The 20,527-nt window shown below is 51.6% G+C and carries 22 protein-coding genes and 2 pseudogenes; 10 read left to right on the top strand and 14 right to left on the bottom strand.

What is annotated here, in order from left to right; genetic code table 11:
- Positions 1–116: 116 nt before the first annotated feature.
- The 4 genes and pseudogenes from ypfH to OI69_RS20205 form a co-directional block, all read right to left on the bottom strand.
- A complete protein-coding gene (gene ypfH, locus OI69_RS07630) occupies positions 117–734 on the bottom strand; it encodes an esterase (protein ID WP_039348295.1) in 618 nt (205 codons plus the stop codon).
- A 160-nt stretch (positions 735–894) separates the two neighbouring features.
- On the bottom strand, positions 895–1,122 hold the full coding sequence (locus OI69_RS07625; RefSeq protein WP_039348292.1) for a DUF1272 domain-containing protein: 228 nt from the start codon (positions 1,120–1,122) through the stop codon (positions 895–897).
- Between the two features lie 364 nt (positions 1,123–1,486).
- Positions 1,487–1,948, bottom strand: coding sequence for a DUF4265 domain-containing protein (locus OI69_RS07620; RefSeq protein ID WP_039348289.1), 462 nt, complete (start codon positions 1,946–1,948; stop codon positions 1,487–1,489).
- Positions 1,949–2,079: 131 nt separating this feature from the next.
- A pseudogene (locus OI69_RS20205) lies at positions 2,080–2,187 on the bottom strand (IS630 family transposase); the annotation flags it as partial.
- Between the two features lie 214 nt (positions 2,188–2,401).
- Here OI69_RS20205 and OI69_RS07615 point away from each other — a divergent pair.
- Both OI69_RS07615 and OI69_RS20445 read left to right on the top strand, forming a co-directional pair.
- Positions 2,402–2,773 (top strand): hypothetical protein, encoded by a 372-nt coding sequence (locus OI69_RS07615; protein WP_039348285.1) that lies wholly within the window; start codon positions 2,402–2,404, stop codon positions 2,771–2,773.
- A 123-nt stretch (positions 2,774–2,896) separates the two neighbouring features.
- Positions 2,897–3,187 (top strand): annotated as a pseudogene (locus tag OI69_RS20445) (DUF7668 domain-containing protein); the annotation flags it as partial.
- 39 nt (positions 3,188–3,226) lie between these two features.
- On the opposite strand, the gene OI69_RS07610 reads toward OI69_RS20445, so the two are convergent.
- From OI69_RS07610 to OI69_RS07580, 7 genes are all read right to left on the bottom strand, one after another.
- Positions 3,227–5,329, bottom strand: a complete 2,103-nt coding sequence (locus OI69_RS07610) for a tRNA(Met) cytidine acetyltransferase TmcA (protein WP_327078725.1) — start codon at positions 5,327–5,329, stop codon at positions 3,227–3,229.
- On the bottom strand, positions 5,329–5,781 hold the full coding sequence (locus tag OI69_RS07605; protein WP_039348282.1) for a DUF441 domain-containing protein: 453 nt from the start codon (positions 5,779–5,781) through the stop codon (positions 5,329–5,331). Before OI69_RS07605 ends, OI69_RS07610 begins: the two co-directional genes overlap by 1 nt.
- Positions 5,782–5,979: 198 nt before the next feature.
- Positions 5,980–6,693, bottom strand: a complete 714-nt coding sequence (gene purC / locus OI69_RS07600; protein ID WP_039348279.1) for a phosphoribosylaminoimidazolesuccinocarboxamide synthase — start codon at positions 6,691–6,693, stop codon at positions 5,980–5,982.
- A 130-nt stretch (positions 6,694–6,823) separates the two neighbouring features.
- Entirely contained in the window at positions 6,824–7,861 is a 1,038-nt protein-coding gene (bamC, locus tag OI69_RS07595; RefSeq protein ID WP_039348275.1) for an outer membrane protein assembly factor BamC, read from the bottom strand.
- Between the two features lie 16 nt (positions 7,862–7,877).
- The gene (dapA, locus tag OI69_RS07590) at positions 7,878–8,756 is read right to left on the bottom strand and encodes a 4-hydroxy-tetrahydrodipicolinate synthase (protein ID WP_039348272.1); all 879 of its coding nucleotides are present in this window, start codon (positions 8,754–8,756) and stop codon (positions 7,878–7,880) included.
- Positions 8,757–8,970: 214 nt separating this feature from the next.
- Positions 8,971–9,333, bottom strand: coding sequence for a cupin domain-containing protein (locus OI69_RS07585; RefSeq protein WP_039348270.1), 363 nt, complete (start codon positions 9,331–9,333; stop codon positions 8,971–8,973).
- Between the two features lie 76 nt (positions 9,334–9,409).
- Entirely contained in the window at positions 9,410–10,222 is an 813-nt protein-coding gene (locus OI69_RS07580; protein ID WP_039348266.1) for an AraC family transcriptional regulator, read from the bottom strand.
- 300 nt (positions 10,223–10,522) lie between these two features.
- On the opposite strand from OI69_RS07580, the gene OI69_RS07575 reads away from it, so the two are divergent.
- The 6 genes from OI69_RS07575 (at position 10,523) to arsC (ending at position 15,568) form a co-directional block, all read left to right on the top strand.
- Positions 10,523–11,074 (top strand): glycine cleavage system transcriptional repressor, encoded by a 552-nt coding sequence (locus OI69_RS07575; protein WP_200886910.1) that lies wholly within the window; start codon positions 10,523–10,525, stop codon positions 11,072–11,074.
- 78 nt (positions 11,075–11,152) lie between these two features.
- Positions 11,153–11,620 carry a thioredoxin-dependent thiol peroxidase gene (gene bcp / locus OI69_RS07570; RefSeq protein WP_015839422.1) on the top strand — a complete coding sequence of 156 codons (468 nt, stop codon included), beginning with the start codon at positions 11,153–11,155 and terminating at the stop codon, positions 11,618–11,620.
- A 197-nt stretch (positions 11,621–11,817) separates the two neighbouring features.
- Complete coding sequence (locus OI69_RS07565; RefSeq protein WP_039348261.1) at positions 11,818–12,909, top strand: AAA family ATPase; 1,092 nt, start codon at positions 11,818–11,820, stop codon at positions 12,907–12,909.
- A 2-nt stretch (positions 12,910–12,911) separates the two neighbouring features.
- Positions 12,912–13,574: a DUF4276 family protein gene (locus tag OI69_RS07560; RefSeq protein WP_039348258.1), complete on the top strand. Its 663-nt coding sequence runs from the start codon at positions 12,912–12,914 to the stop codon at positions 13,572–13,574.
- 150 nt (positions 13,575–13,724) lie between these two features.
- The gene (gene bepA, locus OI69_RS07555; protein ID WP_039348255.1) at positions 13,725–15,188 is read left to right on the top strand and encodes a beta-barrel assembly-enhancing protease; all 1,464 of its coding nucleotides are present in this window, start codon (positions 13,725–13,727) and stop codon (positions 15,186–15,188) included.
- Between the two features lie 14 nt (positions 15,189–15,202).
- Positions 15,203–15,568 (top strand): arsenate reductase (glutaredoxin), encoded by a 366-nt coding sequence (gene arsC / locus OI69_RS07550; RefSeq protein ID WP_407668745.1) that lies wholly within the window; start codon positions 15,203–15,205, stop codon positions 15,566–15,568.
- A 17-nt stretch (positions 15,569–15,585) separates the two neighbouring features.
- On the opposite strand, the gene hda is transcribed toward arsC, so the two are convergent.
- From hda to upp, 3 genes are all read right to left on the bottom strand, one after another.
- Positions 15,586–16,293, bottom strand: a complete 708-nt coding sequence (hda, locus tag OI69_RS07545) for a DnaA inactivator Hda (protein WP_039348571.1) — start codon at positions 16,291–16,293, stop codon at positions 15,586–15,588.
- Positions 16,294–16,391: 98 nt separating this feature from the next.
- Positions 16,392–17,681 carry a uracil permease gene (gene uraA, locus OI69_RS07540; RefSeq protein WP_015839418.1) on the bottom strand — a complete coding sequence of 430 codons (1,290 nt, stop codon included), beginning with the start codon at positions 17,679–17,681 and terminating at the stop codon, positions 16,392–16,394.
- Positions 17,682–17,887: 206 nt separating this feature from the next.
- Positions 17,888–18,514 carry a uracil phosphoribosyltransferase gene (gene upp, locus OI69_RS07535; protein ID WP_039348569.1) on the bottom strand — a complete coding sequence of 209 codons (627 nt, stop codon included), beginning with the start codon at positions 18,512–18,514 and terminating at the stop codon, positions 17,888–17,890.
- A gap of 337 nt (positions 18,515–18,851) precedes the next feature.
- On the opposite strand from upp, the gene purM reads away from it, so the two are divergent.
- Both purM and purN read left to right on the top strand, forming a co-directional pair.
- Positions 18,852–19,889 carry a phosphoribosylformylglycinamidine cyclo-ligase gene (purM, locus tag OI69_RS07530; protein WP_039348248.1) on the top strand — a complete coding sequence of 346 codons (1,038 nt, stop codon included), beginning with the start codon at positions 18,852–18,854 and terminating at the stop codon, positions 19,887–19,889.
- Complete coding sequence (purN, locus tag OI69_RS07525; RefSeq protein ID WP_039348239.1) at positions 19,889–20,527, top strand: phosphoribosylglycinamide formyltransferase; 639 nt, start codon at positions 19,889–19,891, stop codon at positions 20,525–20,527. Before purM ends, purN begins: the two co-directional genes overlap by 1 nt.

The raw sequence follows: 20,527 nt of genomic DNA, 5'->3' as shown, positions 1-20,527 counted from the left end.
ACCCATAAAATACATACACAAATTTAATCAGGGCAGCACCGAAAAATAAAAAGGTACACCGCACGTATTAGTCACCAATGCTGCCCAACGTCAAAAAAACCAACAAGATAATATTTTTATTTGAGATAGCCCAGCGCCCATTTCAGCATCTGTTCATCAATACCATGCCCGACGGCAGGGGCGATATCCAACGTAAACGACGTTCCCAACGCCTGAAAACGCCGTGCAGCAGCATGAGCATGTCCCACCACAATCACGCCATCCGCGTCACCATGAATCAGGTGCACGACAACATCAGTAAATGTCGCTTCCGGCAGGACAGCAAAACGACCGCTGAACGCGATAACCTGACCCGCCAGCGAAGGCGCTGACTTCAACGCCTCCAGCGACATAATGCTGCCCTGTGAAAAACCGACCAGCACAGTATGTTCTGCGCTAATGCCACTTTTCTCCTGCCAGTCGCGCACGGTATCAACAAAACGCGGCAGATTTTCCTCAATACGGGATAACCGATTCTCCTCCGTGACACCCTGCACGGAGAACCACTGCCGTCCGTCGCCGTAGCCGGTACTAAACGGCCCGCTGATACTGATCACCATTGCCTGCGGTAAGGCTGCGGCAAAATAGCGCCCAATTTGCGCCATACCTGCGGCAGTATCGCCCACACCATGAAACAGCAGAATTAATCGATTCGCCTCTGAAGGCTGTTGAACAACAACATAATCTTGATTCATGTTTCTCTCCTGAAAGCTGCGGCCGAACGCGTCATCTGCCGACATTCGTTATCAATACGGTTAATTCTTACTATACGCCGCGCATTAACAGGAGAAACCGGGAATTACTGAATGAGATATTCCATTTTTTGCAACGACAGGCCGGGATACCCGCCCCCTGTCAGTGCGGTTTGGTGATGCGGATCGTTGAAGCCGGATCGTTCATCAGACAACGTGCCGGACGCACCGGCCGTCTGACTAACTCACCACCGCAATTCGGGCAAGCGTAGTGAAAGACGGCATCTGCGCAGTCAGGGCAGAACGTGCATTCATAAGAGCAGATATACGTTTCGGCATCCGGCGACAAATCACAATCGCAGTGCTCACAGTTTGGGCGTAATTCCAGCATCGACGTATCCTGATTTAACAAAAATAATTGGGTTTTCGCTGTCGCTTTTTTGCGACTATTGCACAAACAATCGTGAAGGAAGCTGAGACTCTTTTCTACCAGAAACCACCTTCTATGCAAATGAGGCTTATTCTCTAAGCTGCCGATCCTAATACCGTTACAGTGTTGCCAGCCCATGCCGCCCCTCTGGGATCGACAATGCAGAGCAGCAATTTAGCTGTTGTACAACCTGTATATGAGAAAGACGAACGACGGATTCAGACAGAAGCAGGACGTGTTATCTAGTCTGTCTCATCAGCCCAAACGTCCTCATACCCTGCCCGGTCGATAATGAATTTCGTCGGAGAAGCGGGTCGAGGGTGGCTTAACTGTCCAGCCACCAATTTAAAAGTGTTTCATCTTCGTCGTTGTCAATATTCTTATAAATATTCGCGAAGTACCACTGCACACCTGTTTTTTCGCGAAAGGCGTCGAAAATGTCGGCAATCTTATCCATCCCATTTCTGGCAGGGACTGCCAATGATAAGTTTCCCTGAAATACGCCGTCTAATGTTCCATTGAGTTGGCTAACCACATCCTTTTCTAAACCAGCGATATCTTCAGGTGGAAGATAATCGGCATAGATATGAATGCAAAAATTACCGCTTCTTTGCAGTACTTCGGGATGTGCATGCTCATCGTTAATTCGGAAGATATCCCCGCGAGCTAGATTTAACGCCAGGCCGGGAGAAGACAGCAATTCGTAAGTGTCCTTCTCGATTTCTCGGACAGGTAGCACCTCAAAGGTTGGCCCATCGTTATCTGCTACATATACACGAACTAACATAGGTGAGTGGTTACCATTATTTGAGTCGGTGATGTATATCCTGTCCCGATGTTAGCCCAAAAAGAGGCTTTCGTGTCTTTTTTCCGCAGGCACATTTCACGCGCAGTCGACTTCGGCTATGACCGAAAGATGCGTGTTGACAGGCGGCTTCTGCCCACGATGCTGACACGTTCGCCTCGGTGCAACATCAGCATAGCGGCGTGATTCTTATCACGAACTGTGTGAATGGCTTTTTGCATCGGGGATAAATACTATGATCGGCATCGCTCAGTCCAGTTGATGATTTGAGATGTTTGGCGATTGTTCAGATCGCGCAACTCGGACTGCGTACCCGCAAAGGGAGCGACTATGCAGAACCGCTATTTAGAATAATGCGCCTCATTAACTTAACGGCGTGGCCAACGAGGTTGTTAGAGGGTTTAATAAAAGGAAAACAAGATAAGGAAATGAGAGATGACACGTAACAGAGATAATATTTACCGGCTCGTGGGCGAGTTGTTGAGGGGCATCCAGCATGGCGATCCTGAAGTTCTACTCAATTTTGGCGTTAGCCCCGCTATTTACGAAGAAATTCTTGAAGAATTGGATAGCTCAGGGGAAAACGTTGCAGATTTGACACTTCCGCCTTACGACATCGCCTTTACCCCCGATCAAACGGGCAGAATTCCCCTGTGCAGTGACGACATTGACGCCGATGCCCCACAAAAGAGAGTCGAGTGTCTACTCTGGTCTGGAAAGAGAAAAACTGACCTCACGTTAATTGCCGACTACGCTGATAAACAGGGAAAAACACCGCTGATTTTCCGATTGTTAGAGACGCAGTAATCCAATTCATATTTTCCTATTCGGTATGTTGCACAAATATCAACATGGCTATTTGGGTTCATCAATAAGCCGCTCAGAGGTATTAAAATGAGAGCCGAACCGATTAAAGGTACTGTCAAATAATTGATTTCATTCGTTGTTAATGCTGAATTTGACTTACTGCATGAGAATGGAATGATTGGGCCAAGTTCAAAGGATGAATACGCTAATCCCCGCAAAAATTACCTGGGTCAGGATAATCAACTGGTCATACCGCCTGATACGTATTTTGAGCGATTAGATATTTATGAAGCGAAACAAAAAGAGAAAGTGCGAGTAGATATTGATCTTTGGGATACTGCGGGTTGTGGTGATTTAACAGCAATAATATATGTCAGTACCTTGGCGGATAATACTTACTTTTCGGTTCTGTACAATTTGCGAGTTTTGTCGTCTTCAATGAGGCAACATCCGTCAATCATCACTGACTATTACCACTTTTCGCCAGTGCTCACACCGTGGCGCATCGAGATCGGCCAGCGCAGTGGCCGTATCTTCTCGCCAGCGTTTCAGAAGCATTTTCCTACCGCTCAGCCCTAGCGTCATCGCTATCCGCTCGCCGTCGCCCGGTGTTTCTACCAGCAGACGTAGCGCAGGCAGGGGCAGAGGCGTATTCATCAACAGACGACAGAGTGACGCGAAGCTCGCTTCCATCGGTCGATGCGCAAACGCAAACCCCGCCAGCTCACGCCAGTCGTCTTCACTCAATGCAATACTCGCTGTATCCGGCGCAATGTGCTCGGTCTGCGGCAACGCAAGATTCAGCGGAATCAGGCGCTGTAACCAACGCCAGTCACGCGCCAATTGCTGGCTTCCCTGCTGCGCTAACTGATGCCCTGCGTCACTCAGCGGCAGTAGTGCCATGGCGCTGTAGCAACCGCTGCTGGCCTCCAAATGGCTGCCTATGCGCACCAGTTGAAAGCCACACGACTGCCAGAACGCCCACAACTCCGGCTGATAACCGAAACTGACCGACAGATAATCCAGCGCCTGCTGTTGCGCCTCACGCATCTGCTCTGCGATGAGCGCTCGCCCAATCCCTTGTCGGCGGGATGATGATGCCACCGCAATCCGGCTCACGCGGCGTGCACGGAGCATCGGTGCCTGCCACAAACCAGCGTGCGCCGCCAGCGACTGCGCCACCAGATTGCCACGCGGGCGTCGCCGCCCCGCCCACACCTCATGAGCCAGCGAGGCAGGCAGCCCGCCTTCCTCTACCAGCCACAGCACGCCGCAAATATCGTCCCCCACCTGTGCGCTGGCGATATGCATGCCCGGTGCATCCATCAGACGGCGCAAATCCAGCGGTGAAGTACGGTAATGCGCGCTGCACAAGAGTGCATAACATCCTGCCAGACGCTCAGGGTGCGTTAGCCAACCATCGGCACGTTCGGTTCGGCTTTCCAGCACAAAGGATGAAAGAGCGCGTACGTCGTAATCGGGTTCCTGCGGAACAGAAAAGGAAGCCGGTTCGTTAAATAACAGCGCCTGATCCAACACCCGTTCCAGCGGATCGTTAACGGCCCAGCGCAAAGGAACATCGAGTGTCAATAGGCGACACTGCGGTAATACCGCACAAAATTTCAGCAGAAACCCTCGTCCCGTTCCTTCATACCCCTGCACCGTCGTGGTCATCAGAATACGGGGGAAATAGGGTAGCAGCGCGGAAAGTACGGAAGACGGAATCGCCGCGGCTTCATCAATCAGCAGCCAGTCGACCTCAGGCGCACCATGCAGGCGACACTGTTCCAATAACGCATCCGGTGCCCAAAACTGCGCATCGGCACGCGCGTGCTGTTGCAGAATATCCGTTGCCGCACGGGAAGGTGCGGTAATCCAGCAGGTGCCGTGATACCGCTGCGTCAGCATTCCCGCCAGCGCCGATTTCCCACGCCCGCGCGCTGCGGTAATCACAAACACACCGGACTCGGCGGCAATCAGCTCATGCAGAATATGCTGCTGTCGCGCGGTCGGTTCACCGCTAGCTGGCTGCCAGTCCGATCGCGTGGCCAATGGCCGAATCGCGAACGCCTGATCCTGCTGCCAGAGCACGACATCCTCATCGGCTAATAGCTGACGCTGAAAATGCTGGATAAAGTACGGAGTAGCAATCGGCTGCTCTTGTTCGCTCCAACGTAGGCTGTCGTTATCCGGTGATGCTGGCCAGGTTTGCCATGCAGGAACCAGCATGATTAGCCAGCTACCCGCCTGTAACGTGCCTGACAGCATCGCCAGCGCCTCAACATCCAGACCGCGGCGTGCATCAAATACCGCATGGAGAAATTCGCGTCCCAGTAGCGTTCGCACCCGATTTGCCGGCAGCGAGGTGACAGAATCAGGCGCATGTTCGCTAACCCACAGCCAGTCACCGGACGATTGACGGCTGAGTGCCAGCGCTTGCGCTTCACACCAGTCCGGTTCACCGCTCAGCACCAGCAGTCGCCGGAGGCCATAGCGCTGTTGCTGGTGCTGACTGGAGAGAAAATCACGCCACAGCGTCATGCATGCCGGATTCATCAGGTCTTGCCGATCAGCAGAGAAAGCAAGCCTGCGGCAATCAACGGCCCGACGGGAACGCCGCGAAACAGCGCCACGCCCATCACCGTTCCCACCAGTAACCCCGCGACAACCGAAGGCTGGTTGCTCATCAGCGACACACCGCGTCCACCAAGCCAGGACACCACCACACCAATGAGGATCGCCAGCAGGGATTTCCAGTGCAGGAATGAATGCATCACTTCACTGGCGGTAATTTTCCCGCTGGCAATCGGTGCCATCACACCAATCGTCAGAATAACGATACCGATGCTCAGGCCGTATTTTTCCACCCACGGGAAATAGCTATTTAAGGGGGTAATGCGTACCGCCAGCAAAACCAGAATCGCCAGCGTGACGGTCATGTTGTGGCTGATAATACCCAGCCCCGCCAGAACGAGCAGAATTAACAATGTTGGATCGAAGTAAGCCATGGATGCGAGTCAGTCGAAAAGTAGTCAGGTTGCGCGTTAAGCAAACAGCGATGATAGCATCAATCGATATCAGGGCCGGTCAGCACATTACGAGTCAGAGAAGAGAAAGATAAAGCAACATTCTGAGAATAAATAGGCAAAACATTTAGGCCGTCACGCTATTACAACCAGACGGCCTGAACGGAAACGATTGCGCAGTTAGTCTAATTTTACGCCGATACGGTGCGCAACTTCTTCATACGCTTCAATCAAACCACCGAGGCTCTGACGGAAACGGTCTTTATCCATTTTGTTCAGCGTCGCTTTGTCCCACAGGCGGCTACCGTCTGGTGAGAACTCATCACCCAGCACGACTTCACCTTTGAACAGACCGAATTCCAGCTTGAAATCGACCAGAATCAGCCCGGCATCACCAAACAGTTTGCTCAGAACATCGTTCGCTTTGTAGCTCAGTTCCTTCATGCGCGCCAGATTCTCTTCGCTCACCCAGCCGAACGTCTTGCAGTAAGATTCGTTCACCATCGGGTCATGCATCGCATCGTTTTTCAGGAACAAATCGAACAACGGCGGATTCAGCTCGATACCTTCTTCGATACCCAAACGTTTTACCAGCGACCCCGCCGCGCGGTTGCGCACGACACACTCGACTGGCACCATCTCCAGCTTCTTCACCAGCACTTCATTGTCAGACAGCAGGCTCACCATTTGCGTTGGGATTCCGGCTTCTTCCAGTTTGCTCATAATGAAATGGTTGAACTTGTTATTCACCATGCCTTTACGGTCAAACTGCTCAATGCGCGCACCGTCTCCTGCTGATGTATCATTGCGAAATTCCAGCACCAGTAGATCAGGATCTTCGGTGGTGTAGACGGTTTTCGCCTTTCCACGATACAGCTCAGCTCGCTTTTGCATCTTTAATTACTCCACACAGTGAGGGTCAAAAAATACGACCCGATATTTAACGCTTCCCCAAATACTTGCCAATTCGGGTAAAGATTGTTGAATGAAGAAGGGCCGGATAATCCGACCCTTGGTTTATGCGTTATTTACTAAACGCCGCCTGGAATACGGCCACCAGCGCATCGTTCTGCGACTGGGTTAGCGTATGCCCTTTGGCATCAATAAATTGCAGACTACTGCGGTTATCTAAATCACCGACCTGCAATTTGTAATCGCCGTTAGGTAGTTCGGGGTTTTTCGCGCCCAGATCACTCCAGGTTCCGCTGCTCGGTGCCCGATATGTTACGGAGACAGAACCCTGAGGACGGCTGCGATCGTTAACCTTCATGCCAATCTTGTCCAACGCCGCGGGCAGACGCTCCCACACAACGGTATACGGGCCACGCACAACCAGCAGTGGCAGACCAGTATCATCCGCCCCGCTCTGCACATCCAGCGAACCCACCGTGCGGTTTGCCAGTGCGTTTTCACGCGCGGTTGCCTGCGTATCCAGACCGTTGCTGAGCGCATTCATCATCAGGCCGGTGTAGCGCTGAGCCTGATCGCTCGTTGTTACCGGCTGGCCGTTCAGTTGTAATCCCAGCAGTTTCACGATCAGCGCAACCTGATAGCCCTGCTGTTGCACGGAAATCTGATAACGCCCCTGATACGGCACGTCTTCATCTTCACGCAGCCATGAAATCCAGTCAGTCGTCAGCGTTTGGTTGGCATCCTGACGGCTGGCAATCGTGTATGCTTTGTCTTGCAGCACGCGGATAACCTGAGACCAGAGCTGGCTGTTTTGCGCGCTGTTTTCTAACAACAGCGTTGCCGTATCTCCTGATATCTGGGTGCGGGAACCATTCAACAAGGCCAATGGCTGCACAGGAGGACGAATATCCAGCTCCTTGCCAACCGCGCCATTCAGGGTAACTGGCGGTACATCATAATCCCCATTCTGCACCGGTAAAATCATCCCGGCTGGCGTATTTAGCGCGTGTTGCGCCGGTGCCTTAAGATAGGATTCATCGCCACTGACCTGACGCTTATAGCGCTGATCGCTGGAACAAGCCGCAAGCAACATCACGACTGATAGGCCAACGACTTTCGCCACCATCGACTTTTGTAATGAATAACGCATTAAATCTCCCTAACGATTACAGCAAACCCGCTTGCTTAAGTGCTTGCCCCATCACCGTACGACCGGAATCGGTCAGTGGTGTCATCGGCAGGCGTAGCGTATCGGTCGCTATGAGTCCCAACTCCTGACAAGCCCACTTCACCGGGATAGGGTTGGGTTCAACAAATAATTTCTGATGCAGTGGCATCAGGCGCTGATTCAAACGGCGCGCCTCGACAAAATTGCCCTGCGCCGCCAGCGTGCAAAGCTCTGCCATTTCACGCGCAGCAATATTCGCCGTAACAGAAATCACACCTTTACCGCCGAGTTGCATAAAGTCCAGACCGCTGGCGTCATCGCCGCTCAGCAAAATGAAGTCTTCACTAACCAGCTCTTGGATCTGGCTTACCCGACTTAAGTTCCCCGTTGCTTCTTTAATTGCGACAATATTTTTCACTTCGGACAAACGGGCAACGGTTTCCGGCAGCATATCGCAGCCGGTACGGGAAGGTACGTTATACAGGATTTGCGGCAGATCGGTATGCTCGGCAATCGCTTTGAAGTGCTGATACAGGCCTTCCTGCGTGGGTTTATTGTAGTACGGTGTGACCGTCAGACAACCGACAACACCCGTGCCGTGAAAACGTTTGGTCAGTGAAACACCTTCGGCAGTCGCGTTGGCCCCTGTTCCTGCGATAACAGGAATACGGCCGTCACTCAGCTCCAGCGTCAGCAGTACGACATCGCCATGTTCGTCATGGCTCAGCGTGGCGGATTCACCCGTCGTGCCAACAGAGACAATCGCCGATGTACCGCTAGCGACATGATAATCAATCAGTTTTTTCAAGCTCGCCCGATCGACGGCGCCTTTGGCGTCCATCGGCGTAACCAGCGCAACAATACTTCCCGTAAACATTGGCCATCCCCTCCACAAACAAGTGCTTCATGGTACTTTTGACTTCTATGCAAAAGCAAGCGCACAAGGGCGTTGTCGGTGCATGACGCAGGTTTTTTTATGACGCAGTAAACGAAATTAAAAATGCTTCTGATGTTTTGCTACAAAAGCAGCCCGTTTACTGCGACATCTACATCATTCGCGGGACGTTGTAGGTTGTTTTTTACTCAGCCGTTCAAATCCAAATATCATTCTCAGCCGTCCGTTCGCCGCCTTCATGACCGGTATTCAGCACGCCTTTCGGTTCAATCAGCAGCAGTTTTACTTCGTGTTCTGCATAAGGCTTGTGTTCAACGCCGCTCGGAACGACATACATTTCCCCTGCATTGATGCGCACATCACCGTCACGAAAATCGATTCTCAATTGGCCTTCCAGTACGATGAACGTTTCGTCCGTTTCGGGATGGGAATGCCAGATAAAATCGCCCTGAATTTTAACGATTTTAAACTGATAGTCATTCATCTCAGCGATCACTTTTGGCTGCCAGCGATCGTCAAATAACGCTAACTTTTGGGCAAAATTAATGGATTTATACATATCGTCTCTCCTTATGATGACGTCCTCAGACTAGCGAAGCAGAGTACCGACTGTATTGAACGATTGTGCAAGTAGGCTAAGGCACGGTGAACATGCGCTGCCAGTGACCGGGAGAAATGCCAAATGCCTTCACGAAATGGCGCGTCATATGGCTTTGGTCTGCGAAGCCCGTCCGAGCAGCAATGTCGACGAGGCTGTCACCGGCCAGCATGAGCCGCCGACAGTGTTCGAGACGGCGCATAGTGACATAGCGGTACGGCGTCGTCCCGAAGATCGCACGGAAGTCACGCGTCAGGCTCCAGCGATCCCGACCACTTACCTGCGCCAGTTCATCCAGCGTAATCGTTTTATCGAAAGCATCATGAATGTATTCACGCGCTCGCTCGGCAGCGTGATAGTCGAATAAGCGCCGCTGATGCCGCTGCCCACCAACGGCCGACAGCGCGTGCGCCAGATCGTAGAGCACATCGTCTTCTTCCAACTCATCAAACGCCTCTTCCATGGCTCTGAGCAAGGGTTCCGTTGCCGCAAACAGACGTGGATCGTTGGATATACCGCCGTTCACGTAGGGCAAAGGTTTGCCGCCGAGTATTTTTTGAATCAGCGCAGGTTCAACGTAAATCATGCGGTACTGAAAGCCGTCGACAGAACCAGCTTCGCCATCATGAATCTCATCAGGGTGGAGCACCAGCGTTCCCCCCGGCACGCTATTGCACAGGCTTCCGCGATAGTGAAAGCGCTGCACGCCGGATAGCGTTCGCCCAATCGCATAGGTATCGTGCCGATGGGGGTCGTAGCCATGCCCACGGAAGAAAGCCTCAATTCGCTCGAACGAGGCAGGATGCTGAGCCTGTTTTACCCAGTCGTTAGTCATTTGATGGCGTCGCATGATGAAAGGTGCTTTATCTCGGGTTACCAGCGCTTACCTTAGCGCGAATGCCCATAATCACGAAATATTGTCTGGGCCGCCGCAAGCGGCGTTAAAAATTGCTCCAGGTTTTTTACGGCGGGCTATCCCTGCCCGCCGCCCTTCGGGCCGCCGCAAGCGGCGTTAAAAATTGCTCCAGGTTTTTTACGGCGGGCTATCCCTGCCCGCCGCCCTTCGGGCCGCCGCAAGCGGCGTTAAAAATTGCTCCAGGCAATTTTTTATGTTTACCATGTGTTAATGAGGAAAAAGACAGGAAGCATGATGTTGCCACGCTCACAAGAACACTATCTGGTTATTACCGCGCTGGGGGTTGATCGCCCCGGCATTGTCAATGCGATTACCCGTCACGTCAGTAGCTGTGGCTGCAATATCGAAGATAGCCGTCTTGCTATGTTGGGCAAAGAGTTCACGTTTATTATGCTGCTGTCCGGCAGTTGGAACGCGATAACGCTGATTGAATCGACGCTGCCGCTGAAAGGCGCAGAAATGGATTTGCTGATCGTGATGAAACGCACGGAGTCACAGGCCAGTCAGCCGACACCCTCTACCGTTTGGGTGAAAATTGACGTTGCCGATTCTCCTCACATCATCGAGCGTTTTACCGATTTGTTCGATTCTCACCAGTTAAACATTGCTGAGCTGGTTTCAAAAACCCAGCCCGCCGAGGGTGACAAGCCGCCGCAGTTGTATATTCAGATTGCCGCACACAGTTCTGCCACGCTGGATAGCGCAATTATTGAGCCAGCTTTTCATCAGCTATGTACAGAATTGCACGCACAAGGCAGTATTAGCGTCGTTAACTATGCCCAATAGTATTTGTGCCCAATAGCATAACGTTGCAATATTATGGGCATATCCACAGCATGAAGAGAAACAAGACGGAGAGTCGTGATGAACACACTGAAAGCCGGTGATATTGCACCGAAATTTAGCTTGCCCGACCAAGATGGCGAACAAGTAAATTTAACCGACTTCCAGGGACAGAAAGTGTTGGTGTATTTCTACCCTAAAGCGATGACGCCAGGATGCACCGTTCAGGCCTGTGGTCTGCGTGATAACATGGACGACCTGAAAAAATATGGCGTTGAAGTGCTCGGCATTAGCACAGACAAATCAGAAAAATTGTCCCGCTTTGTCGAGAAAGAAGTCTTAAATTTCACGCTGCTTTCTGATGAGGATCATCAGGTTTCAGAAGGATTTGGCGTGTGGGGAGAAAAAACCTTCATGGGGAAAACCTATGACGGCATTCATCGCATCAGCTTCCTGATCGATGAAAACGGTAAGGTGGAGAAGGTGTTTGACGACTTCAAAACCAGCAACCACCACGACATCGTTCTCGATTATCTGAAAAACGCCTGATTCGCGGTTTTCACATCGACCACCGGCACCGTCATAGGTGCCGGTTCTCCTGATTCTGGAAAATGCTCACAATAGTTTGTTGAATCAGCGAGTCGGGACAAGACCTCATCTCTTATTTCTGCTATATCACAGTAGACCAACATGCCGCGTTATCGTGAAAGGCAAGTAACGCAGTCACATAAGGCAATAACATCATCATGAAAACGGTAACTAAGAGCGATCATCTAAGCCATATAGTAATTGAAGGGTATAAATCAATTGCTCGCTGCGATCTGCGTATGGGTTGCCTAAATGTACTAATTGGCGCAAATGGTGCTGGAAAATCGAATTTTATTGGTTTTTTCCGACTCATTGCCACATTACTGGATAAGCGATTACAAATGTTAGTCGGTAAATCTGGTGGCCCGGATGCGTTATTGCATTTTGGCCGTAAGAAAACGGAAACACTAAAAGGTGAGCTCTATTTCGGCAATAATGGTTATAAGTTCGCTCTGGAACCCACTAACGATAACCGTATGATGTTTCAGCGAGAAGCACTGTGGTGGAATATCAACGGTGATAACGGTGTAAATTCAGGTCATTTTGAATCCTTAGCAGAAGAACATCGTTCAAATATAAAAAAATATACTCTGCCTGCCATGCGTCGCTGGCGCGTCTACCATTTTCATGACACCAGTGAAAGTGCCCGAGTCAAACAAATCCACCGCATTAACGATAATGACTATTTGCGCGAGGACGGTGCTAATCTGGCCGCATTTTTGTTCCGTCTGCAAAAAAATCACACCGAATACTACCAACGCATCGTAAAAACAATCCAAATGGTGGCTCCTTTTTTTGGTGATTTTTATCTCCGCCCAACGTCAGATAGTCCAGACAGCATTCAGCTCGAATGGGTCGAAAAAGAGCAGGATATTCCGTTTAAAGCCCATGAATTATCCGATGGCACACTGCGTTTTATTCTGCTGGCGACCGTGCTGCTCCAGCCTGAAATCTATATGCCCAGCGCCATCATTATCGATGAGCCAGAATTAGGCCTGCACCCGTACGCTATTAGCATACTCGCTGCCCTCATCAGCAGTGCCAGTGAGCAGCATCAGCTTATTGTATCCACACAATCTGTTGAACTGGTTAATGAATTCGAAGCCGAAGACCTGATCGTCGTCGATAAACACCTTGGTGCATCGACCTTTAAACGTTTGGAGCAGGACACCCTGCAAGACTGGCTGGAAGATTACAGCTTAGGGGAACTGTGGAAGAAAAATATACTTGGAGGGAGGCCACAGCGATAATCATGACAAGGATTAATGTTTTTGTTGAAGGACAAACAGAAGAAACATTTGTTCGCGATACATTGTCTCCCTACTTTTTGCGGCAAGGTATTTACCTTAATGCGATTCTGGCACAAACCAGCCGAGGTCATAAAGGCGGAATCGTCAGCTATGGAAAAGTGAAACATCAAATCACCAGGCTGTGTCAGCAAGACAATAAGGCCTGGGTAACAACGCTGATTGATTATTATGGCTTACCCACTGATTTCCCTAAAGTTGGGCAGGGAAAACCGGTTAATGGAGATATTTATTCATGGGTTGCAGATTTAGAAAATGCCTTTCATGCCGATATTGCTCAGCCGAATTTCATCGCCAATTTTTTATTGCATGAATTTGAAGCGTTATTATTTTGTGAGCCAGAAAAATTCGCAGACTGGGTTGATGACAAAAAAGCGATAGAAAAACTCCACAATATTAAACTTGCTTTCGATTCCCCAGAGTTCATTAACAACAGTCCACAAACCGCGCCCTCAAAACGAATTCTTTCTGCCATACCTAAATATCAAAAAACGCTACATGGACCACTGATTGCCGCAGATATTGGGTTGGATATGATTCGCCAGCAATGTCCTCATTTTGCCGGCTGGCTACAGCGCCTGGAAACATTGAAATCGATTCATTCCTGATAGCGTTATCTCTATGAAATGAGATTTATTTCATGTTGATCCCCCTTGTCAGCACGTTTTTCCCGCTCGGGCATTTCTTTGTTTGCCATCGCTGGCTAAGATAGTCGCAGAATGCTTTCACGTTAGCTGTTGATAAGGTTATCTTCCGTTATGTCTATTCGGTTAAGAAAAACGGTCATGTCCGTCCTGTTTGGGGCATTACTGGCTGGCAACCTGCTTCCTGCACAGGCCGACACGCAGGATCGGCTGCCGGATATCGGCACCACCGCAGGCGGTACACTCAGCATTAATCAGGAACTGGCGATGGGCGATTTTTACGTCCGTCAGTTACGGGCAGGCGCACCGCTTATCAACGATCCGTTGCTGTCCAATTACCTTAATCAGCTCGGTAACCGATTGGTCAAACAGGCCGATTCGGTACGCACGCCGTTCCATTTCTATCTGATCCGTAATGATGATATCAACGCCTTCGCCTTCTTCGGCGGTAACGTAGTACTGCATTCCGCTCTGTTCCGCTATGCCGACAGCGAAAGTGAACTCGCTTCCGTGCTGGCGCATGAAATCTCTCACGTTACCCAGCGCCATCTGGCGCGCAGCATGGAATCACAGCAGCGCAGCGCCCCGCTCACCTGGGTCGGCGCTCTTGGTTCGATTCTGCTGGCAATGGCCAATCCACAATTAGGGATGGCCGCGCTCAGCGGTACGCTGGCTGGCGCGCAGCAAGGCATGATTACGTTCACACAGGCCAATGAACAAGAAGCAGACCGCATTGGGATTCAGGTATTGCAGCGTGCGGGCTTCGATCCACAAGCGATGCCGAATTTCCTGCAAAAGCTGGCGGATCAATCACGCTACGCCTCAAGACCACCGGAAATGTTGCTGACTCACCCATTGCCCGAAAGCCGCCTGTCTGACGCCCGCAATCGCGCCAATCAGATGCGCTCAACGCCGGTCCAGTCTTCTCAGGATTTTCTGTTCGCCAAGATACGTACCTTTGGCATGTATGGATCACCGGATCGCCCGCTCAACGACGATCTGCTGGTGCAATGGGAAAAGGGTAATGTACGCGAGCAGTTGGCTGCGAAGTATGGCCGCGCAATCCAGTTTTATCAGGCGAAAAAATACGATGAGGCGCGTAATGTGCTGCAACCGCTACTCAGCAACGCGCCAGAAAACCCATGGTTTCTGGATATGATGACCGATATCGATCTGGGGCAAAACCGCGCAACGCAGGCGATCACCCGTTTACAAAACGTACCCGGAATGCAGGCGAATCCCGTACTTCAGCTTAATCTGGCCAATGCCTATGTTGAAGGGAAACAGCCTGCTGCCGCCAGCAAAATTCTGTATCGCTACACTTACGCACATCCTGACGATTCGAACGGCTGGGATCTGCTGGCGCAAGCCGCAGCCGCACAAGGCCAGCGAGCAGAAGAGCTTGCCGCGCGCGCAGAGAGTTTGGCGCTCAGCGGTCAGCTCGATCAAGCCATTCGGCTGCTGAGCAACGCGAGTTCACTGGTTAAATTGGGGAGCCTGGAACAGGCACGCTACGACGCCCGTATCGACCAGCTCCGTCAATTGCAGCAGCGTTTCCGCCAGTACCAGAAATCCTGATAAGGAGCATGATGATGACATCAGTGAAAACGTCCGTGACCATTTATCATAACCCACGCTGTTCCAAGAGCCGTGACACGCTGGCGCTGTTGCAGGAACACAATATTACGCCGGAGGTCGTGCTTTATCTCGACACACCACCCGACGCCGCGACGCTGGCTCAGCTCATCCAGCAATTGGGCTTTAGCAGCGCGCGTGAATTGATGAGAACCAAAGAAGAAAGGTATCAGCAATTAGGACTGTCCGACGCTACGCTGACGGAAGCACAGTTGATTCAGGCGATGATCGATAATCCGAAACTCATCGAACGCCCCATCGTCGTGTCCCACGGTCAGGCGCGTATCGGCCGTCCACCAGAACAGGTACTGGATATTCTGTAGCCGCTGGCAATCGTCAACTACAGTCCGAGGATCTCTTTCACAAATGGGATGGTCAGCTTGCGCTGTGCGGTGATGGAAGCGTGGTCAAGCTGATCGAGGGTCATAAACAACGTGCGCATTTCCCGATCCAAACGCTTCAGCAGAAAACGGCTCACGTCTTCCGGCAATTCGAACCCACGCAGTCTGGCACGCAGTTGTAACGCCTCCCCTTTTTCATCATCCGACAAGGGTTGCAGCTTGTAAATTTGCCCCCAGTCGAGCCGAGAAGCCAGATCGGGCAAACGTAAATTCAATTGACGTGGGGGACGATCGCCGGTAATCAACAAACGGGCGCACCCCGTTTCCTGAATGCGGTTGTACAGATTAAACACCGCCATTTCCCACGCTTCATCGCCCGCGATAGATTCGATGTTATCAATGCACACCAGCGCGAGTTGCTCCATGCCTTCCAGCACGTCCGGCACAAAATAGGCGCGTTTATCCAACGGTACGTAGCCTACGGCTCGTTCCTGACGCGACAGTTCGGCACAGGCCGCGTGCAGCAGATGGCTGCGCCCACCGCCTTCGCGTGACCAAAAATAGATGTAGCTACCATGCTCTTGATACAGAGCATTATTGATGGCGGCGAGAAGAGACGCGTTCTCACCCGGATAGAAACTGGCAAAGGTTTCGTCATCGGGTAAATAGAGTGGCAATGAAAGCTGTGCCGGTGTGTTCAGAATCACCTCAAGCAAACGGGCAGGAAAACGGAGCGAGTTTATCACAGAAAGCAGCCCCTGTTGAGGACGCGATACGCACGGCCTCAACGGGGAGAATGGCGCGGTTATGAACGTGTATCGTTCTCTTCCGGCGCATCGAGGATCTCTTCCTCTTTACGGAACAGGCTAATGACCTTAAATACCAGGCTCATGCCGATACCGACAACGGTCGCCAGCGCCATGCCTTTCAGCTCGGTCGCGCCCAAATGCACTTTCGCGCCGCTGACGCCGATGATCAGAATCACGGAAGTCAGGATCAGGTTTTGCGCTTTGTTGTAATCCACTTTGGATTCGATCAGCACGCGAATACCGGATGCACCGATGACGCCGTACAGCAGCAGCGACACGCCGCCCATGACAGGAACCGGAACCGCCTGAATGGCCGCCGCCAGTTTACCCACGCAGGAAAGCAGGATCGCGAGGATTGCCGCACCGCCGATAACCCAGGTGCTGTACACTTTAGTAATCGCCAGCACGCCGATATTTTCACCGTAAGTCGTATTCGGCGTAGAGCCGAAGAAACCAGACAGCACGGTAGAAATCCCGTTGGCGAACATGGAGCGATGCAATCCCGGTTCACGCATCAGGTCTTTCTTCACGATATTCGCCGTCACCACCAGATGGCCGACGTGCTCTGCAATCACCACCAGCGCCGCAGGCAGGATCGCCAGAATCGCAAACCACTCAAAGCGTGGCGTATAGAATGTCGGCATCGCAAACCAGTGCGCTTCACGAATCGGGGTCAAATCCACCACGCCCAGCGCGAACGACAGCGCATAGCCAGCCAGTACCCCAATCAGGATTGGAATAATCGCCAGAAAACCGCGAAACAGCACCGAACCCAAAATGGTGATCGCCAGCGTCGCCAGTGAAATCGTCACCGCAGTGGAATCAACGGATGCGCCATCAGCAGGCAACAGCCCGGCCATTCCTGCCGCGACACCCGCCAGTTCAAGGCCGATCACGGCGACAATCGCGCCCATCGCCGCAGGCGGAAACAGGACATTCAGCCAACCGGTGCCCGCTTTCTTAACAATCAGCGCCACCAGACAGAACAGCACGCCGCACATGATGAATCCCCCCAGCGCGACTTCATATCCCAACGGCAGCAGCAGTAAAACCGGGGAAATGAACGCGAAGCTCGATCCCAAATACGCGGGGATTTTTCCCTTACAAATAAATAAGTAAAGCAGCGTACCCACACCGTTGAATAACAATACGGTCGCCGGGTTAATCTTGAACAGAATGGGGACCAGAACGGTAGCGCCAAACATCGCAAACAGATGCTGGAAACTCAACGGGATGGTTTGTAACAAGGGCGGTCGTTCACTTACCCCGATGGCGCGACGAGTCATCTTCAATATCCTCTGTAGTGTTACTATTTATGTGTGCCGGTATACCCGCACTTCTTATGGCAGCCAGAGTTATCCCGCCCCACCGCAGTGAAGCAGGAGAAAATTGGCTACTGATGTAATAAAGAACGCCACACAGGCTGTGGCTAACCCTCGGAAATACTCAGGTTTTTGCCAAAAAAAAGCCGACTATCACGTCGGCTTACCTGTTATTTCGTACCAAATATTTTATCGCCCGCATCACCGAGACCCGGCATGATGTAACCCTGCTCGTTAAGGCCTTTATCGATAGATGCCGTGTAAAGCTCGACATCCGGGTGGGCTTTTTCCAGTGCGGCAATCCCTTCTGGCGCCGCGACTAACACCAGCACCTTAATGCTGTGACAACCCGCATTTTTCAGCAGATCGATCGTCGCAATCATGGAACCGCCAGTCGCCAGCATTGGGTCAACCACCAGCGCCATACGCTCTTCAATATTGGAAACCAGTTTTTGGAAATAAGGAACAGGCTCCAGCGTCTCTTCATTACGGTAGATACCGACAACGCTGATACGCGCGCTAGGGACATTTTCCAGCACGCCCTCCATCATCCCCAATCCTGCACGCAGAATCGGTACGACGGTAATTTTTTTGCCTTTGATCTGATCGACTTCAACCGGACCGCACCAGCCATCAATCGTCACTTTTTCCGTTGCCAGGTCAGCCGTTGCTTCGTAAGTCAGCAAACTTCCCACTTCAGATGCCAGCTCACGAAAACGCTTCGTGCTAATATCGTTCTCACGCATCAAACCCAGTTTGTGTTTGACGAGTGGGTGTTTCACCTCGACGATCTTCATCATTATCTCCCCATCGGCTAGTGGACGGACAAAAACGCCAAACGCGTTTTTAAACACCGCTTGCGGCGGCCCGCAGGGCGGCGGGCATGATAGCCCGTCGTAAAAAAAATCGCGGGATTATACCGCCTTTTTTACTTAGCGCCATATGATTAAGCCTGATCCAGATCAACCGAGAAGAGAAATTGTCGCCATTGACGAAAAATAGCCAGCCGATGACTCATCACTCGCAAACGATTGCCTACGCTGTTAGAATTAGCACGCACTATTTTTACCACAGTATGTTTTTTAAATACCGTGTTTTCTGAATACGACCCGTAACCTTCGTGGGGACTCAGCAGTGACCGACAAAACCTCTCTCAGCTATAAAGACGCAGGCGTGGATATCGATGCAGGTAATGCATTGGTCGACCGTATCAAAGGTGTAGTGAAACAGACCCGTCGCCCGGAAGTTATGGGTGGGTTGGGTGGTTTCGGTGCCTTGTGCGCCTTACCGCAAAAATACCGCGAACCGATTCTGGTTTCCGGCACTGACGGAGTCGGCACCAAACTGCGCCTGGCGATGGACCTGAAGCGCCACGATACGATTGGCATTGATCTGGTTGCAATGTGCGTGAACGATCTGGTCGTTCAGGGCGCTGAGCCGCTGTTCTTCCTTGATTATTACGCAACAGGCAAACTGGACGTCGACACCGCAGCCAGCGTCATTACGGGTATCGCGGAAGGCTGTAAACAATCAGGTTGTGCGCTGGTCGGTGGCGAAACCGCCGAAATGCCGGGCATGTATCACGGCGAAGACTACGATGTGGCGGGCTTCTGTGTCGGCGTCGTAGAAAAATCAGAAATCATCGACGGCAGCAAAGTGCAGAACGGCGACGTTCTGGTTGCCCTCGCCTCCAGCGGCCCGCATTCAAACGGGTATTCTCTGGTACGCAAAGTGCTTGAAGTCAGTAAAACCAATCCAGAGCAGTTCGAACTGGAAGGTAAACCACTGGCCGACCACCTGCTGGCACCGACCAAAATCTATGTGAAATCCATCCTGTCCCTGATTGAAAAAGTGGACGTTCATGCGATTTCTCACCTGACCGGCGGTGGCTTCTGGGAAAATATTCCACGCGTGCTGCCAGAAGGTATGCAGGCAACGATCGACGAATCCAGTTGGCAATGGCCTGCGGTTTTCAACTGGCTGCAACAGGCCGGTAATGTCAGTCGCCACGAAATGTATCGCACTTTTAACTGCGGTGTTGGTATGATCATCGCACTGCCGGCCGAACAGGCAGACGAGGCCGTTGCATTACTCAACAGCAGCGGTGAAAACGCATGGAAAATCGGCGTCATTACTCAAACCGATGCCGGAGACGCAGTGGTTATTAACTGATGAAAAACATCGTTGTCCTGATTTCAGGCCATGGAAGCAACTTACAGGCGTTGATTGACGCCTGTAAGAACGGACGCATCAAAGGAAAGATCGTCGCCGTATTCAGTAATAATGCGGAAGCTTATGGATTAGCGCGCGCGCAACAGGCGGGTATTCCTACGTGCGTCCTGAATCCTGAAGATTTTGCTGACCGTGCCACCTTTGATGCCGCACTGGCAAGCGAAATTGAGCAATATGATCCGGCACTGGTCGTTCTGGCGGGCTATATGCGGATTCTTAGCCCGGAATTTGTTGCACAATTTGCCGGCAAAATGCTAAACATTCACCCTTCTCTGCTGCCCAAATATCCTGGCCTGCATACACACCGCAAGGCGCTGGAAAATGGCGATCGGGAGCATGGGACGTCCGTCCATTTTGTCACCGATGAACTGGACGGCGGCCCACTGATTCTGCAAGCGAAGGTGCCGGTATTTAGTGACGACACGGAAGAAAGCCTGAGCGAACGCGTGAAAACGCACGAGCACACGATTTATCCGATGGTCATTAACTGGTTCCTGAACGGCAGATTAGTGATGCGTGATAACGAAGCCTGGCTGGACAGAGTACGTATCCCGCCACGGGGCTATGCTGCCGAATAA

Origin of the sequence: Pectobacterium fontis, assembly GCF_000803215.1 — a bacterium.
In the GTDB taxonomy this organism is placed as follows: Bacteria; Pseudomonadota; Gammaproteobacteria; order Enterobacterales; family Enterobacteriaceae; genus Pectobacterium; species Pectobacterium fontis.
The sequence above is the reverse complement of the archived record's forward strand: the minus strand, read 5'-3'. Positions and strand labels throughout refer to the sequence as shown.